Here is a 15,547-nt window from a genome sequence, read left to right as displayed (position 1 = left end):
TCGCCTAGCCCTTGACCGCACCCGCGGCGACACCCTTGATGATGTACTTCTGGCACGACAGGTAGAACACCACGACCGGGATGACGGCCATGATGAGGGCGGCCATGATGGCGCCCATGTCAACGCGGCCGTAGGAGCCCTTCATGAACTGGATCACGATCGAGATGGTCTTGTACTTCGTCGTGTCGAGCACGAGGTACGGCAGCAGGAAGTCGTTCCAGATCCACATGGTCTGAAGGATGCCGACGGAGATGAACGTGGGCTTCATGATGGGGATGACCACCGTGAAGAACGTCCTTATCGGCCCCGCGCCGTCAATCAGCGCCGCCTCCTCGATCTCTATGGGGATGGTCTTCACGAAGCCGCAGAACATGAACACCGCGAGCCCCGCGCCAAACCCGAGGTAGATCACGATGATTCCCCAGGGCGTGGAGAGGCCGAGGCGGTCGGCGATGAGCGAGAGGGTGAACATGACCATCTGGAACGGGACGACCATCGAGAACACGCACAGGTAGTAGACCGCCTTGGTGAAGCGGTTCTGGACACGGGTGATGTACCACGCGCACATGGACGTGCAGATCAGGATGACCGCGACCGAGCCCACCGTGATGAAGACGGTCCAGCCCACGGAGTCGAGGAAGCCGTACTTGTCGATCGCCGTCTCGTAGTTCTCGAGGCCGATGAACGTCTGCTCGGTGGGCAGGGAGAACGGCTCGAGGTTGATGAACAGCTTGTTCTTGAACGAGTTGAACAGCACCACCACGACGGGCAGCAGCCACACGACGCACAGGAACGCCATGAGGCCAGACCCCGCCCAGCCGAGGGCGCGTCGCTCCTTCTTGGTCGCCATCACTGCTGCACCTCCCTGGAGCGCGTCGCGCGCAGCTGGATGAGGCCGATGCCGACCACGATCAGGCAGAAGATGACCGCCTTGGCCTGGCCGACGCCCTCCCAGCCGACGCGTCCGTAGAACGTGTTGTAGATGTTCAGGGCGAGCATCTCGGACATCTTGGACGGCTCGCCCGCCGTGAGCGACAGGTTCTGGTCGAAGAGCTTGAAGCCGTTGGTGAGCGAGAGAAACATGCAGATCGTGATCGACGACATCATCATCGGGATCGTGACGTCGATGAGCTGGCGCCAGGCGCTCGCCCCGTCGATGGCGGCCGCCTCCAGCACGTCGCCCGGGATCGACTGCAGGCCGGCGATGTAGATGATCATCATGTAGCCGATCTGCTGCCACGCCACGAGGATGACGAGGCCGGCGAACCCGTACCACTCGTTGAGGCTCAGCGCCTGGGAGTACTGGGCGAGGATGCCGTTGAAGATGAGCTGCCAGATGTAGCCAAGAACGATGCCGCCGATGAGGTTGGGCATGAAGAACACCGTGCGGAACAGGTTGGTCCCGCGCAGCTTCCTCGTGAGCGCGAGGGCTATCGCGAACGCGATGACGTTGATGACGATCACGGAGACGACGGTGAAGAGCGCCGTGTACCAGAACGAGTGCTGGAAGACGGTGTCCTGGACCGCCAGGACGAAGTTCGAGAAGCCCACGAACGTGGCGTCGGTGACCGTGGTGAAGTCGCACAGCGACAGCCACAGGCCGAGCAGAAACGGTGCCACGAACCCGATGAGAAACGCCAGGAACGTTGGCAGGACGAAGATGGGGAGGTACTTCTTGATTGCCTTTTCCATGTGACCTCCTTCCCTATGGAAGGGGCGGTGGGTGAGGGGAGCACCCACCGCCCGAACAGGACGTGAACGCTGGTCTGTTGCGCCTTACGCCTTGGACGCGGCAGCCTCGCTGGCCCAGCCGTCGACGAAGGCGGTCACGACGCCGTCCCAGTTGCCGTCGGTCTGGTCGGCGGCATAGGTGGTGAGGGCGGAGCCCACGCCGTTCTTCCACTCCTCGGAGGGCATGGTCGAGAAGCACCACGTCACCGGGGTCTTCTCGGCGTTGATCTCATCCGCGAGGTTGTTGAGGACGTTCGTGGACTCGAGGTTGGCCTCGAACGGGATCACGAAGCCCATGCCGGCCTCGCCGGAGGGCATGGCGCCCTCGGAGCCGCACATGGCGTTGACGCCGGTCTCGGAGGTGACGCACCAGTTGATGAAGTCGAGCGTGGCCTGGATGTCCTCCTCCGGCGCGTTCTTGTTCACGCACCAGTAGTTCTCGGAGCCGGTGCAGATGCCCTGGTTCTCCTCGCCGTCAACGCCGATGTAGATCGGGACGAGCGCGAGGTTCTCATCGCCCACCTCGGCGACGTTGGCGTACTCCCACGTGCCGTTCTGATAGAACACGCACTGGCCGGTCACGAACTCGGCCGTGGCATCATCGGCGGTCTTGGTGGAGAGCTGGGTGGGGTCGCAGGTGGCGTTGTTGATGTAGAGGTCCCAGATCTGGCGGTAGTTGTCCAGGTAGGTGCCCTTGATGGCGTCGGTGGAGTCGATGCCGTCGGCCTGGTACTCGTAGTAGATCGGGAGGTTCGCGAGGTGCGTCTTGAAGCGCCAGTCGGAGGAGCCGTCCATGCCGGCCGAGCCGAAGGCGGAGAAGCCGAGCTCGTCCTTGCGGGCGGTGATGTCCTCCGCGACGGACTTGAGGCTGTCGAAGTTGGTGATGTCGTCGGTGCTGTAGCCGGCCTTCTCCAGCAGGGACTTGTTGCAGATGATGCCATAGGACTCGATGACGTAGGCGATGCCCTTGGTCTTGTCGTCGTCGCCCTTGAGGGCGTAGGCGTCGTTGGTCAGCTGGCCCATGATCTCGGTGTCGTCGAGGTCATAGCAGTAGTCCTTCCAGGAGGCGAGGCCCACGGGGCCGTTGACCTGGAAGAGCGTGGGCGCGTCGGTCTTGGCCATCTCGGACTTGAGCGTGGTCTCGTACTGGCCGGAGGCGGCCGTCATGACCGTCACGGGCACACCGGTCTCCTCGGTGTAGAGCTCGGCGAGCTCCTGCCACTGCGCGTCCTGCTCGGGCTTGAAGTTGAGGTAGTAGACCTTGCCGGCGGCCTGCTTGTCGTCGCCGCCGCCGCTGCTCTGCTCGCCACCGCAGCCGGCGAGCGCGACCGCGCCCGCGCCCGCCATGAGGCCGAGACCTGCCTGCACGAACTGACGCCTCTTCATCAACATAACGTGCTCCCTCCTACCGTCTCTTCGAAACGTTCCTTCCCGTTCTGAGGGCTGAATTTGGAAACGTTTCATTTCCGTTGGTTGCATTAGAGCATGCTGAAGAGTGACATTCAACTGGTAGTTTTTTCAGAAACCGGCTGACGCCGTTTTGCTACCGCTCACGAAACAACGACCAAAACTGGAAAGGGTTCCAAGCGTGGTGGCGCCAGAGAAACCTACCGTCCGTCCGCCTGCTTAAGAACGAGGGGGTAGTGCGCCCCAACGCGACGACCCGGCTTAGAAAAAACGCGGGAGGTGCGGTGCCCCGCCTCCCAAAACGATTCGTCCGGCGTGCCTCAACTGGAGTTTCTCGGCGAGAAGTCCTTCTCGGCATGAGTTTTGTGCGCGTTATTCGGCACCGTAATGACGAGAGGGTGCAACGACCTCGCATACCTAAGCACGATGGCGGCCCAAAGGTGCAACTGCCTCGTTTTACTAAGCGGCGCAGCCTCGTCGGCCCCTCTTCCCTACTCCCCGGACGGCTGGCTTGCGCGCGTTCCGAGAGCGTCGCCAACGCGCCGCGAGAGGGCAATGCCGGGCTTCTCGACCACGTGCCAGAAGACGACCGCCACAGCAAGGCTCAACGCGACCGCCAGCGCCGCCTGCACAAGCGGCTCGACCACGCCCAGGCGTGGCAGCAGCGCCTCGAGCGCCCCAATGGTCACGGCATGCGTGAGGTAGAGCGAGAAGGACACGGCTCCGAGGAAGCGGACCGGCCGCGCAGAGAGGGCGCGCCTCACAAGGCCGTCGGTCATGGCGAGGGTCACGACCCCCATGCAAGCCGCGACCATGAGCGTCGGAAACGCAGCGGCGAGAAGCGACCCCAACGCTCCGAGCATGCCAGCGGAGGCAGCCTGGACAAGTTCGATAACACTGAGGAGAAGGACGAGCGCAAGCAGCTCAATCGGCGCCGTCAGCCGAACGCGCGACAGCTCGCCAAGGTGCTTGGCAAGCAGAACGCCCAGCCAAAACGTCAGGCACAGGCGCAGGGGAAAGTACCCGCTCCAGTACGAGAGGAAGACGCCGGCAAAGATCAGCAGGGCAGCGGGCACGTCCCGACGGACCCGGGCGAGAAGCGCGACGGCGAGCGGCAGCGTGAGCGAAAACCACAGCTCCCAGCCCATGGACCACACCGGCGAGTTCACTCGCACGAGCGGATCGCCGAAAAGCGTGACTGTGTCGTCAGAGACAAAGAAGAGCACGTCAAACTGCATGAGCACGTCATGGACGACCTGAGGTGCGGTGCCGCCGAAGTCGATTGCGGTCGCGGAGCGCCCCGTCGAGCCCAGGGTCCAGGCAACAAAACCCGCCACGACGCCGATCGCGACCGCCGCCACGAGCGGCAGCCCCAGGCGCACGACGCGACGCGGGTAGTAGCCGAGCCAGTCATAGGGACGTCCCTCCCGCAGACGTGCGAGCGGAGCGATCGAGAGGACCACGCCCGAGAGGACAAAGAAGACGACGACGGCCGGCGTGCCCGGAATGAGCGGGTACGGCCCGCTCTCGCCCCAGAGCTCGAGCATGGTGGCAACATGCAGGAGCAGGACGGCGACGCATGCCACGCCGCGCAGACCGTCGAGCGCGTGAATGCGCTCGGTCTTTGGTGACGCCGTCATTCGTCCTCCTCAGCCACGCGTTACGTCGCGGTCCATTAAAGCGCATTATCGTCTCCTGCGCACGAAAAAGGGGCGGCGCCCCATTGCGCCGCCCCGCCTCGTCTGTACTTTGGAATCACCCGTGTCTCTGCGTGTCGATGGTGGACAACTGGGTATTCAACCTGGGCCCGCTTCGAGTGTTCCTGTCATCAGTCCGTTCCGAAATGCGTTTCGGAGAACGTTGGCGAGTGCGCTCGCCCCAGATGTTATAGGACCTCGGTCGCACGGTCGGCGGGCCCAAACTGCACGTTCTCTTCGCTGTTCACTGGACTCGCCTCCTTCTGACGGCCGCTTGGTTGTAGCGACGGTGCCCTTGCTTACTCACCTTGTTCCCGCGCAAGCAGGGTTTACACGCTCGTATCAGAGTCGTCCGCAGGCGGTATGTTTTTGCCGGCAGACGGTACAAACCCCACGTCACGGGCGAGAAGATCGGCAAGCTGGCGGCTCGTGTGAACCCCGAGCAGCTCGTAGCCCTGCGCCCGATAAGCGTTCACGGTACCTGCGGCCACGTGCAGCGCCTCGCAGACCTCGGGAGTGCTGAGCCCGAGCGCGATCTTGAGCAGCACGTGCGCCTGGAGCTCGCCGGCCCCGCGGCCGCGCAGGTAGAGCACGCAGCGCTCCTCGTCGAGCCGCATCGACTCCCGCGTCTTGGGCCACAGGAGGTGCGGCGCCAGCGCCGCGAGGGCGACCGCATGGGCGATCGGCGCGAGCGCGTTGACGCTCAGCGTCGCGAAGTCGAGGGCAATCTCGAGCCCATACCGCCCGCCGCCCACGAGCATGCCGGCGGCGAGAAGGGCGAGCAGCACGACGGAGAGCCCCCTCGTGAGCTGGCGCGGCCTCACGCGCATGTCCCGCAGGCGCGCATACCCCAACAGGACGAGCCACGGCACGACGAGCGCCGCCAGGACGGCCAGGGTGCCCAGGGCCTGGGAGAGCGCGTCCGCGCTCGTCACGACGACGCGAGTCAGCATGCGCAGCGTGAGCCCGACGCAGAGGGCCATCACCATGAGCGGGAGCGCCCCGGAGGACGTGACGCCCATCGCGGGCGGAACGGCGGCCGCGCCGACCTCGCACGGCAAGATCTCGTCGAGGGAGGCCACGCCGAGCTTCTCGCACGCCCGCGCGCGGTAGGTCGCGGCCGTCGACGGGCTTATCGCCAGCGCCTCCGCGACCTGCACCTGCGTGCTGCCCGTGACGAGCGCCTCGACGACCTCCCGCTCGCGTTCCGTGAGCGCCTCCGCCCCTGGGCGGCTCCCGATTGGCGATGCCGGCTCCGGGGCATCAGGCGGCAGCACCCAGGCGGTGAGCGCGATTCCCCAGAGCGCCCACGCGACGTAGCGCAGCGCCCACTCCGGCCAGCGCAAGGCAAAGCCGAGCCTCATGTTCCCCGTGCAGCTTGCGAAAAGCACCACAAGGTAGGCGAGAAGGACCGCGAGCGCCGCGATGGTCAGCGGCCGACGCCAGCGGCTGAGGCGGGAGCGAACCGCCCATGCGAGCGCCTTCGCCACGAACGCCAGCGGAATCGCCGACGTCCAGAGGTAGTACCCGAACGGGAGGTTTCCGCCCTCCCCCATCGTCCGCGCCACGCCGGGAGCCAGCATCAGGGCTGCGCCCCATGCGACCCACGCCAGAGCGCGCGTCAGCGTCTTCACCTTCGCGTCCATGCGACCTCCCATTCACGGCGTGTTGGGGGAATCGTAGCCGCTGCGAGCTTGTCCGTCACGTCGCGGATGCTATACGAGTGACCGTGACACGGTTCTTCTCGCCCCCTGGCTTGCGATTGGTAACGGAATGGGGCAGGAAAGCGTTACCAATCGCAAGCTGCGCGCATGCGGCTTGCGGTTTGGAACGTTTTGCGGCCCCATTCCGTTACCAATCGCAAGCCACCGACGAAGCGACAAAAAAACGCCCCGGGCGCGATGCCCGGGGCGCAGACGTACGCTCTGTGCGTGACGCTACTCGGCGTCGGCGAGGGCCTTCTTGGCGACCTCGGCGATGTCGGCGAAGGTCTGCTCGTCGCTGTAAGCGATCTCGGCGAGGACCTTGCGGTCGAGCTCGACGCCGGCGAGCTTGAGGCCGTGCATGAGCTTGCTGTAGGACAGGCCGTTCATGCGGGCGGCGGCGTTGATGCGCTGGATCCACAGGGCGCGGAAGTCGCGCTTCTTGTTGCGGCGGTCGCGGTAGGCGTACTGACCGGAGTGCTGCGCCTGCTCCTTCATGCCGCGGAACGTGCGGGAACGGACTCCGTAGTAGCCCTTGGTGCGCTCGACGAGCGTCTGACGCTTCTTACGGCCGGCGACGGCGCGCTTGACTCGTGCCATATCTGATCAACTCCTTGATGGAAACTTCACTCGAGGGGCAAAGGCTAGTTGGAGCCCATGCGCTGGGAGACGGTCTTGACGTCGGCGTCGGAGAGGACGGTCTCCTGACGGAAGCCGCGGATGCGCTTGGGCGACTTCTTGGTGAGGATGTGGCTCTTGAACGCCTTGGCGCGCATGATCTTGCCAGAGCCGGTGCGGCGGAAGCGCTTCGCCGTACCCTTGTGGGTCTTCATCTTGGGCATGCTAGTTCTCCTTCTCCGTGACTTCCTCGTCGCCCTTCTCGTCCTTCTTGTCGAAGGCACCCTTGATCGGGACGATGGTCATGTGCATGTTGCGGCCTTCCATGAGCGGCTTCTGCTCGACGGTGGCAACGTCCTTGAGGTCCTCGGCCAGGCGGTCGAGCACGAGGCGACCCTGCTCCGGGTGGGCCATCTCACGACCGCGGAACATGATCGTGATCTTGACGCGCGCGCCCTTCTTCAGGAAGCGCAGGACGTGGCCCTTCTTGGTCTCGTAGTCGCCCACGTCGATCTTGGGACGGAACTTCATCTCCTTGATCTCGACCTTGGACTGGTTCTTGCGCGCCGCCTTGGCCTTGCGGTCCTGCTCGTACTTGAACTTCTTGTAATCGAGCATCTTGCAGACGGGAGGATCGGCGTTAGGGGCGATCTCCACGAGGTCGAGGCCCTGGTCGCCCGCGATGCGCAGGGCGTCGCGCACGCCAAAGAGTCCCATCTGGGAGCCGTCGGCGCCGATAAGGCGACACGTGCGGGATGTGATCTCCTCATTGATGCGAGGACCGTCGTTTCTGGCTATCGTTCACACCTTCCTCTCGTCGCGGCTCCCGCCGCATAAAAAAGCCCCTGGCGCCAAGCAGCATCCAGGAGACAGCAACCACCCTGCGTGAGGTGGTGAATACGTTGTCTGACCAGACAGCTGCCGGATGGCGCCGTGTAGGTGGGGGCTCTCGCCCCGCTTCGCAAAACGCACACTGGAGAACAATAGCACGCGCGCCGTGCCCCGGCAAGGGGTTTTCCTCGTCGGGGCACGGCGCGCGCGGGCTTCAGAAACTCTTCACAGGCCGAGAAGGGCGCCCGTCCGCTAGAGGTTGAGCGAGGCGGACTGGACGTAGGTGCGGGCCTGGTACTCGCGGTCCAGGTCGTAGAGGCCCTTGGGGTCGCAGCCGAAGAGCTTCATGTTGGTGATCATGTCGCGGGCGTTGGTCTCCTCCTCGCCCTGCTCCGCCACGAACCAGTCGAGGAACTTCATCGTGCGCACGTCGTGCTGGGCGTGGGCGACCTCGTAGCAGTGGTGGATGAGGCTCGTGACGTACTCCTCGTGCTCGAGGCCGGCCTCCAGCGGCGCGAGGTCGCTCTCGAAGCTCTTGTCGGGCTTGGCGATGGCCTCCATCGTGGGCTTGAAGTCGTTGTCGAGCAGGTAGCGGCGGATGGCCAGCGCGTGGTCCATCTCCTCCTTGGCCTGGATCTCGTACCAGTTGGCAAAGCCCTTGAGGCCGCGGTCGTCGTAGTAGTCGGCGAAGGTGAGGTAGAGGTAGGCGGAGTACATCTCCTTGTTGATCTGGTCGTTGAGGACCGAGGTGACCTCGCTGGAAAGCGCCATGGGGATTCCCTTCTCTCGGGGCTGCTCGTACACGCTCACTATATACCCCGTGGGCGACGGAAACCCTCCGTCTGCTATAGTTCCTCTTGCGCCCTGCGCCCTTGCCCGAGTGGCGGAACTGGCAGACGCGACGGTCTCAAAAACCGTTGGGGAAACTCGTGCGGGTTCGAGCCCCGCCTCGGGCACCATCTTTTCCTGCAATTTTGCGTATATGAACCCAAACCGGATTCCGGTTTGGGTTCATCGTCATGCGAGAAGAACCTTCAGGTGGAAAGACCCGAGCCCGTTACCAGCGTTTTTTCACGCAGGCACAGCAGCGGGGACAAAACGGCGAACCCAAACCGCGGATGGGGGCGGGTACCTAGCGCAGGAAGGGGTTCGTTGCGAGCTCGCGGCCCATCGTGGTGGCGGGGCCGTGGCCGCAGAGCAGGGTCGTGTCGGGCGCGATCAGGGCCGCCATGCGCGCGAGCGAGGCCATGATGGTCGCCTCGTCGCCGCCCTTGAGGTCGGTGCGCCCGTGGCTGCCCGGGAAGAGCGTGTCGCCCACGAAGGCCACCCCCTCGGCGCTGCCGCCGCCCACGAGCACGACGCCGCCTGGCGTATGGCCCGGCGTCTCCATGACGGTGAAGGTGGCCGTGCCAACCGTGAGGACGTCGCCCTCCGCGAGCGTGCGGTCGGGGTCCGGTGCGTTCTCGTCGTAGCTGCGGCCGACCTCGCTCATCTCGCCCGCATGGCGCGCGAGCTCGGCGTCGGCCGCGTGGATCGCGAAGGGCGCACCCGTCTCGCGCACGAGGGCCGCAACGCCGCCGACGTGGTCGCCATGGCCGTGGGTGGCAGCTACGCACGTCACACGCACGTCGTCGAGGACGGTCGCGAGCTGAGCCCCGGAGCCGCCGGGGTCGACGACCAGGCACTCCCCGTCGCTCACGTAGGCATAGCAGTTGGTCTGCAGCGGCGTCACCACGAACTGCCGCAGCTCGTCTCTCTTCTCGGCCATCACAACCTCCCACGGTGAGACAAGGGGGACAGGTTCATTTGTCTCACTTCACCCGCTGCTTCATCTGGTTGGCGCCCTCGCCGGGCATGATGCGGCGCGCGTCAAAGACCGAGGGCACGCGGCTCACGGCGGAGAGCAGGACGTCGAGCAGGCTCGCGTCGGAGATGGCCACGAGGAAGCGCAGGCGCGCCACGCCCTGGGCCGTGGTCTGCGTGGCCGCCGAGAGGATGTTGGCCCCGGCGTCCCCGACGGCGACGGTGATGTCGCGCAGAAGGCCCATGCGGTCGGTGGCCTCCACGACGATCTCGACCCGGAACTCCGTGGCGCCGGAGGTGTCCCATGCAACCTCGATCATGCGGTCGGGGTTCCTCATGAGGTCGGTGACGTTTGGGCAGTTGGCCCGATGGACCGAGACCCCACGACCGCGCGTCACGAAGCCCACGATCTCGTCGCCCGCGACCGGGTTGCAGCAGTGCGCGAGGTGGACGAGGAGATCGGGGTCGCCCTTGACCACGACGCCGCAGTTGCTGCGCTTGCGGCGCCCCTTGGCGGTCTGCGTCATGGCGTAGGACTGCATGACGGGCGCGCCCGAGATCATGGCGCGCTCATGGGCGGCCTGGCGCTCAGCCTCGGCGGCCTGGGCGGCGAGCTGCTCGGGCGAGCCCTCCTCGAGAATCTCCTCGATGCGGTTGGCGGCCTGCTTGACCGAGACCTTGCCGGTGTGGACGCTCGCGAAGAGGTCCTCGGGGCTGCGCAGCTCGAAGGACTCGCAGACCCGCTCGATGGCCTTGACCGTGCGGCGCGTGGAGATGCCGTAGCCGCGCTTGCGCAGCTCGTGGGCGAGCTCGGTGCGCCCTTGCTCGGCGTCGTCGTTCTTGTTCTGCGTCGAGAAGTACTTGCGGATCTTGGCGCGGCTCGAGGGCATGGCGACGAGGCTCATCCAGTCGCGGCTGGGCTTGGCGCCCTTGTTGGTGAGGACCTCGACGCGGTCGCCCATCTGGAGCTTGTAGGACAGCGGGACCACGACGCCGTTGACCTTGGCGCCCACGCAGTGGTTGCCCACCTCGGTGTGGACGGCGTAGGCGAAGTCGAGCGGCGTGGCGTCGCGCCTCAGGCTCATGACCTCGCCCTTGGGGGTGAAGACGAAGATCTCGTGCTCGAAGAGGTCCACGCGCAGGTTGTCGAGGAACTCGTGCGGGTCGTCGATATCGTCCTCGGTCGCCCAGTCGAGGGTCTTGCGGATCCAGTTGATCGTGGAGTCGATCGCGCGGTCCTCGGCGCTCATGCGCCCGCGCGAGTTGCCCTCCTTCTTGTAGAGCCAGTGGGCGGCGATGCCGTACTCGGACGCCTCGTGCATCTCGGCGGTGCGGATCTGGATCTCTATGGGCTTGCCGTCGGGGCCCACCACGGTGGTGTGCAGGCTCTGGTAGAGGTTGGCCTTGGGCGTGGCGATGTAGTCCTTGAAGCGGCCCGGCATCGGGTTCCACAGGGAGTGGACCGCGCCGAGGGCGGAGTAGCAGTCCCCCACCGACTGCGTGATCACGCGCAGCGCGATGAGGTCGTAGATGTCGGCGAACTCGCGGCCCTTGCGGGTCATCTTCTGGTAGATGCTCCAGAGGTGCTTGGGGCGGCCCGTGATCTGGTAGCCGGTGAGCCCGGCCGCCTTGAGTTCGTCGTCGAGCGTCTTGATGGCGGCGTCGGTGTCCTCCTCGCGCTGGGCGCGGGAGTCCTGGACCATGCGGGCGACGCGCTGGTACTCCTCGGGCTCGAGCCAGAAGAAGGCGAGGTCCTCGAGCTCCCACTTGACCGACGAGATGCCCAGGCGGTCGGCCAGCGGGGCGTAGACGTCCATCGTCTCGCGCGCCTTGAACAGGCGACGGTCGGGCGGGAGGGCGGCAAGCGTGCGCATGTTGTGCAGGCGGTCGGCCAGCTTGATGATGACGACGCGGATGTCACGGCTCATGGCGAGGAACATCTTGCGGAGGTTCCACGCCTGCTTGGCGTCCATCGAGGAGACCTGGATGGACGTCAGCTTGGTGACGCCGTCCACGAGGTCGGCGACCGTGGGGCCAAAGAGCTCGGCGACCTGGTCCTTCGTCGCCGGAGTGTCCTCCACCGTGTCGTGCAGCAGGGCCGCGCAGATCGTGTCCTCGTCCATGCGCAGGTCATGGGCGAGGATGAGCGCGACCTCGACGGGATGGTTGATGTAGGGCTCGCCGGAGCGACGGCGCTGGTCGCGGTGGTACTCGGCGGCGAAGCGGTAGGCTCGGTCGACCTTCTCGCGACCCTCCTCGTCGAGGTACGCGTCGCAGGCCGACTGGAGGAGACGGAAGTTGGCGGCGTCGGGGACGGCCTTCTTGGCCTTCCTCGGCTCGCCGGAGGGCTGCGCCGGAACGGTCAGCGGGGCGCCCCCCTGCTCGGACGCGGGCCTGGGCGCCCGGGCCTCGTTGTCGCTCATGCTCATATCGTTCCCCCCTTCATTCCAACGATGATACCGAAGTCCGGGGAAATGGGTCGCCTCACGCGGGCGAGAAGCTCGTCGGCGGGCTCGTCGAGCACCCAGGAGCAGAACTCCTCGAAGACGGAGCGGGCGCGGAGCCCCTCGAGGAAGCAGGCGGACTGCGTGAGCTCCATGTGGTCCGGGGACGGGGCCATGACCACGCGCCGACTCTCCCCCCACCCCGTGACCGAGCAGAAGCCGAGCTCGGAGAAGATCGTGAGGGCGGAGGCCACCTCGCGCTCGTCGATCGGCGAGAGCGAGGCGCGCTCGGAGGCCGCCCGGGCGATCTGGGAGTCGTCGAGGGCGATGGGGCCGTCGGAGCGGAAGAGCCGGGTGAGCGTCCGGTAGACGAGGACGAGGTCGTCGCGGGAGGGGGCCGCAGAGGAGAGGATCCTCTGGCCGAGGGCCACGTCGCGCTGGCCGAAGAGCAGGTGGATCGTGGCGTTGGCGCCGTCGCGACCGGCGCGGCCGCTCATCTGGTTGAACTCGACCCCGCCGAGCGGCAGGCCGTAGAGCACCACATGCCGGATGCCGGGAAGGTTCACGCCCTCGCCGAAGGCGCTCGTAGAGACGATGCAGGCGAGGCCGTCGCCGCGGAAGGCGCGCTCGACGCGCCCGCGCGTAGAGCGCGAGAGCCCGGCATGATAGAAGGCGATGCGGGCGGCGAGCTCGGGGACGCTGTGACGAAGCGTCCGGACGAGGGAGACCGCGAGGTCGCGCGAGGGCACGTACACGACGCTCTTCTCGCCCCGGGCGACGATGCTCACGAGCGCCGCCTCGCGGTCGCGCACCCCGCGACAGTCGTCGACGAGGAGGTTCTCGCGGCTGGCGAGGTCGCAGACGACGTCGGAGCGGTCGATGCCCGCGAGCGAGCAGACCCGCTCCGCCACGTCGGACGCAGCCGTGGCCGTCACGGCCAGCGTGACCGGCTCGCCCAGGTCGCGACGGATGGCGGGCAGCTCGAGATACGCCTCGCGCGTGCCCGGGGCGGCCATGCCGGCATGATGGGCCTCGTCGATGACCAGGAAGCCGACGCGTCGGGACTGCGCGAAGTCCGCGCGGTGGATGGCGAGGAACTCCGGGGTGGTGAGGACGACGTCGACCGCGCCGGACGCGAGCGCCGAGAAGACCCGACCACGCTCCGCCTGCGGCGTCTCGCCCGTCAGGACCTCGACCGAGACGCCCGCGGCGGCAAGCTGCTCGCGCAGGTGGAAGGCCTGGTCGGCGACAAGGGCGCGCAACGGGTAGACGAACACGCTCGCGCGGCCGCGCGAGATCGCCTCGCGCGCCGCGTGCAGGTGGAAGACAAGCGACTTGCCGCGGCCGGTCGCCATGACGGCAAGGCACGAGCGGCCCGCGTCGAGAATCGCCAGCGCCCGCTCCTGCGCAGGAAGAAGCGGTCGGTCGCCGATGAGCATGCGACGGAGCGCGTCGGTGAGCTCGGCGCTTGAGAGCCGGGCGAGAGCGGCGCGGCGGGAGCGGTCGGGGGCGACGCCCTTCTCGCCCGCGGGGGGCTCGTCCGGCGCGTCGTCGACCGGTTCACCGCCGTCGCGCAGGAGCAGGTCCTTGACCATGAGCTTGGGCTTGGTGCGCCCCTGCCAGGTCTCGTTGACCGCCTCGAAGACGACGTCGACGACGCCGTCCCAGGCGCACGCCCGCTCGGCGTCGGGGGCGCGGAAGAAGATCGCGGGGACGGAGCTGACGCCGTCGGTGGCAACGAAGCGCAGATGGGCGAGGTCGGCTCCCACGCAGGCGCGGTTGCGCGTGGTGACGCCGCACACGGCGAGCAGCGGGCGCTTGTTGCCCTGGCCGAAGGGCTGGAGGCGCTCGAGGGCGTCGATCGTCTCGACGGTGAGCTCGGAGAGGGAGACCACCGCCGTGACCTCGCCGACGTCCTCGAACTGCTCGTCGGGGAGCTCGGCGAGAACCGCGGCGAGACGCGCCCTGAACTCGTCCAGGCGCGAGGCCTCGCAGGTCACGCCCACCGCCCCCGCGTGCCCGCCAAAGCGCATGAGCATGTCCGAGCACTGCTCGACGGCATGGAAGAGGTCGACCGTGCCGACCGAGCGACCGGACCCGCGCGCGACGCCGTCGTGCACGGAGAACACGATCGAGGGCACGTGATAGCGGTTGACCAGCCGCGAGGCGACGATTCCCTTCACGCCCTCGTGCCAGCCCTCGCCACCCACGACCACGGCGCGACCGCCGTCGTAGGTGCGCTCGGCCTCGGCGAGCGCGGCCTCGGCGAGCGCCGACTCCACCTCGCGACGCTCGGAGTTCACGGCCTCGAGCCGCGCGGCGAGCACGGCCGCCTCGGCGGGGTCGTTCGTGAGCAGAAGATCGAGCGCGACGTCGGTCGAGCCCATGCGGCCGGCCGCATTGAGGCGCGGGATGATCGAGAAGGGCAGGTCGTCGGGGCGCACGGACGAGAGGTCGCAGCCGGCGGTCGCCGCGAGCGCCACCAGGCCGGGACGGGTGACGCGGCGCATGCACTCCACGCCCTCGGCCACCAGGGCGCGGTTCTCGCCCTCGAGCAGCATCATGTCGGAGAGGGTCCCGAGCGCCGCCACGTCGACGTAGGAGCGCCAGAGGTCGCCGCGGCCGCGACGGCGACCGAGCTCGCAGACGAGCTTGAGGGCGACCCCCGCGCCGGCGAGCTCGCGGGAGGGGCAGTCCTCCGAGAGCTTGGGGTCGGTCACCGGCACGCCCTCCGGGACGAGGTCGGCGGGCTCGTGGTGGTCGGTCACGGCGACGTCGATCCCGCATCCGAGCAGCCACTCGACCTCCCTCGCCGCCGCGATGCCGTTGTCCACGGTGACCACGAGGTCGGGGTCGCACGTCTCCCGCACACGGGCGAGCGCCTCGCGCGAGAGGCCGTAGCCCTCCCCGAAGCGATGCGGGATGAAGGGATGGACCGTTGCGCCCAGCTCGCGCAGGGCGAGCGTGAGAAGGCAGGTCGAGGTCATGCCGTCGACGTCGAAGTCGCCAAAGACGGCGATCGTCTCGCCGGCGTCCAGGGCTCGCTCGACGCGGTCGGCGACGTCGGCCATGCCCGGAATGAGGAGCGGGTCCTCCCACGAGGCGTCGAGCGAGGGGTTGAGGAAGGAGCGCGCGTCGGCGGCGTCGGCATGGCCGCGGGCCACGAGCACGCGCGCGACGAGCGGCGGCACGCCCAGCTCCGAGGCGAGCGAGCGCTCCGCCTCCCGATTGGAGGGAAGGACCGTCCAGCGGCGGCTCTCGGCGAGGCCGCCCATGCTAGCGGCCCTCCCGGATCGTGGTACGGACGGACCAG

The 15,547-nt window shown here is 67.1% G+C and carries 12 protein-coding genes and 1 tRNA gene; 1 reads left to right on the top strand and 12 read right to left on the bottom strand.

The genetic code is table 11. The features are described 5' to 3' along the window. Positions 1 to 4: 4 nt before the first annotated feature. The 9 genes from B5F73_RS00760 to B5F73_RS00720 all read right to left on the bottom strand — a co-directional run bounded on the left by B5F73_RS00760 (position 5) and on the right by B5F73_RS00720 (position 8,758). The gene (locus B5F73_RS00760; RefSeq protein WP_197675706.1) at positions 5 to 799 is read right to left on the bottom strand and encodes a carbohydrate ABC transporter permease; all 795 of its coding nucleotides are present in this window, start codon (positions 797 to 799) and stop codon (positions 5 to 7) included. 50 nt (positions 800 to 849) lie between these two features. Further along, positions 850 to 1,692: a sugar ABC transporter permease gene (locus tag B5F73_RS00755; RefSeq protein ID WP_087224964.1), complete on the bottom strand. Its 843-nt coding sequence runs from the start codon at positions 1,690 to 1,692 to the stop codon at positions 850 to 852. Positions 1,693 to 1,776: 84 nt separating this feature from the next. Beyond that, positions 1,777 to 3,120 carry an ABC transporter substrate-binding protein gene (locus B5F73_RS00750; protein ID WP_087225796.1) on the bottom strand — a complete coding sequence of 448 codons (1,344 nt, stop codon included), beginning with the start codon at positions 3,118 to 3,120 and terminating at the stop codon, positions 1,777 to 1,779. Between the two features lie 509 nt (positions 3,121 to 3,629). After that, complete coding sequence (locus B5F73_RS00745; protein ID WP_087224961.1) at positions 3,630 to 4,778, bottom strand: acyltransferase; 1,149 nt, start codon at positions 4,776 to 4,778, stop codon at positions 3,630 to 3,632. 386 nt (positions 4,779 to 5,164) lie between these two features. Then, positions 5,165 to 6,481: a LuxR C-terminal-related transcriptional regulator gene (locus tag B5F73_RS00740; RefSeq protein ID WP_158094734.1), complete on the bottom strand. Its 1,317-nt coding sequence runs from the start codon at positions 6,479 to 6,481 to the stop codon at positions 5,165 to 5,167. A 291-nt stretch (positions 6,482 to 6,772) separates the two neighbouring features. After that, positions 6,773 to 7,138: a 50S ribosomal protein L20 gene (gene rplT, locus B5F73_RS00735; protein WP_087224955.1), complete on the bottom strand. Its 366-nt coding sequence runs from the start codon at positions 7,136 to 7,138 to the stop codon at positions 6,773 to 6,775. Between the two features lie 44 nt (positions 7,139 to 7,182). After that, positions 7,183 to 7,380: a 50S ribosomal protein L35 gene (gene rpmI, locus B5F73_RS00730; protein ID WP_087224952.1), complete on the bottom strand. Its 198-nt coding sequence runs from the start codon at positions 7,378 to 7,380 to the stop codon at positions 7,183 to 7,185. A gap of 1 nt (position 7,381) precedes the next feature. Next, the gene (infC, locus tag B5F73_RS00725; protein WP_255376233.1) at positions 7,382 to 7,930 is read right to left on the bottom strand and encodes a translation initiation factor IF-3; all 549 of its coding nucleotides are present in this window, start codon (positions 7,928 to 7,930) and stop codon (positions 7,382 to 7,384) included. 309 nt (positions 7,931 to 8,239) lie between these two features. Further along, entirely contained in the window at positions 8,240 to 8,758 is a 519-nt protein-coding gene (locus B5F73_RS00720) for a ferritin (RefSeq protein ID WP_087224946.1), read from the bottom strand. A gap of 103 nt (positions 8,759 to 8,861) precedes the next feature. Here B5F73_RS00720 and B5F73_RS00715 point away from each other — a divergent pair. Next, a tRNA-Leu gene (locus tag B5F73_RS00715) sits at positions 8,862 to 8,946 on the top strand. 173 nt (positions 8,947 to 9,119) lie between these two features. On the opposite strand, the gene B5F73_RS00710 is transcribed toward B5F73_RS00715, so the two are convergent. Genes B5F73_RS00710 through recJ form a run of 3 tightly spaced genes read right to left on the bottom strand, consistent with a single transcriptional unit; the run spans position 9,120 to position 15,509 of the window. Further along, a complete protein-coding gene (locus B5F73_RS00710; RefSeq protein WP_087224943.1) occupies positions 9,120 to 9,755 on the bottom strand; it encodes an MBL fold metallo-hydrolase in 636 nt (211 codons plus the stop codon). Between the two features lie 43 nt (positions 9,756 to 9,798). Continuing rightward, complete coding sequence (locus B5F73_RS00705; RefSeq protein WP_239379746.1) at positions 9,799 to 12,219, bottom strand: bifunctional (p)ppGpp synthetase/guanosine-3',5'-bis(diphosphate) 3'-pyrophosphohydrolase; 2,421 nt, start codon at positions 12,217 to 12,219, stop codon at positions 9,799 to 9,801. Further along, positions 12,216 to 15,509 carry a single-stranded-DNA-specific exonuclease RecJ gene (gene recJ, locus B5F73_RS00700; RefSeq protein ID WP_087224940.1) on the bottom strand — a complete coding sequence of 1,098 codons (3,294 nt, stop codon included), beginning with the start codon at positions 15,507 to 15,509 and terminating at the stop codon, positions 12,216 to 12,218. Before recJ ends, B5F73_RS00705 begins: the two co-directional genes overlap by 4 nt. Positions 15,510 to 15,547 lie beyond the last annotated feature (38 nt).

The organism is Olsenella sp. An270 (assembly GCF_002159735.1).
GTDB lineage: Bacteria > Actinomycetota > Coriobacteriia > Coriobacteriales > Atopobiaceae > Thermophilibacter.
This window is presented reverse-complemented; position numbering and strand designations above follow the sequence as displayed.

Bases quoted from the DNA above. Each gene is read 5' to 3' on its own strand.
- B5F73_RS00760 (WP_197675706.1), bottom strand. From the start codon at position 799: ATGGCGTTCCTGTGCGTCGTGTGGCTGCTGCCCGTCGTGGTGGTGCTG.
- B5F73_RS00755 (WP_087224964.1), bottom strand. From the start codon at position 1,692: ATGGAAAAGGCAATCAAGAAGTACCTCCCCATCTTCGTCCTGCCAACG.
- B5F73_RS00745 (WP_087224961.1), bottom strand. From the start codon at position 4,778: ATGACGGCGTCACCAAAGACCGAGCGCATTCACGCGCTCGACGGTCTG.
- B5F73_RS00740 (WP_158094734.1), bottom strand. From the start codon at position 6,481: ATGGACGCGAAGGTGAAGACGCTGACGCGCGCTCTGGCGTGGGTCGCA.
- rplT (WP_087224955.1), bottom strand. From the start codon at position 7,138: ATGGCACGAGTCAAGCGCGCCGTCGCCGGCCGTAAGAAGCGTCAGACG.
- rpmI (WP_087224952.1), bottom strand. From the start codon at position 7,380: ATGCCCAAGATGAAGACCCACAAGGGTACGGCGAAGCGCTTCCGCCGC.
- B5F73_RS00720 (WP_087224946.1), bottom strand. From the start codon at position 8,758: ATGGCGCTTTCCAGCGAGGTCACCTCGGTCCTCAACGACCAGATCAAC.
- B5F73_RS00710 (WP_087224943.1), bottom strand. From the start codon at position 9,755: ATGGCCGAGAAGAGAGACGAGCTGCGGCAGTTCGTGGTGACGCCGCTG.
- B5F73_RS00705 (WP_239379746.1), bottom strand. From the start codon at position 12,219: ATGAGCATGAGCGACAACGAGGCCCGGGCGCCCAGGCCCGCGTCCGAG.
- recJ (WP_087224940.1), bottom strand. From the start codon at position 15,509: ATGGGCGGCCTCGCCGAGAGCCGCCGCTGGACGGTCCTTCCCTCCAAT.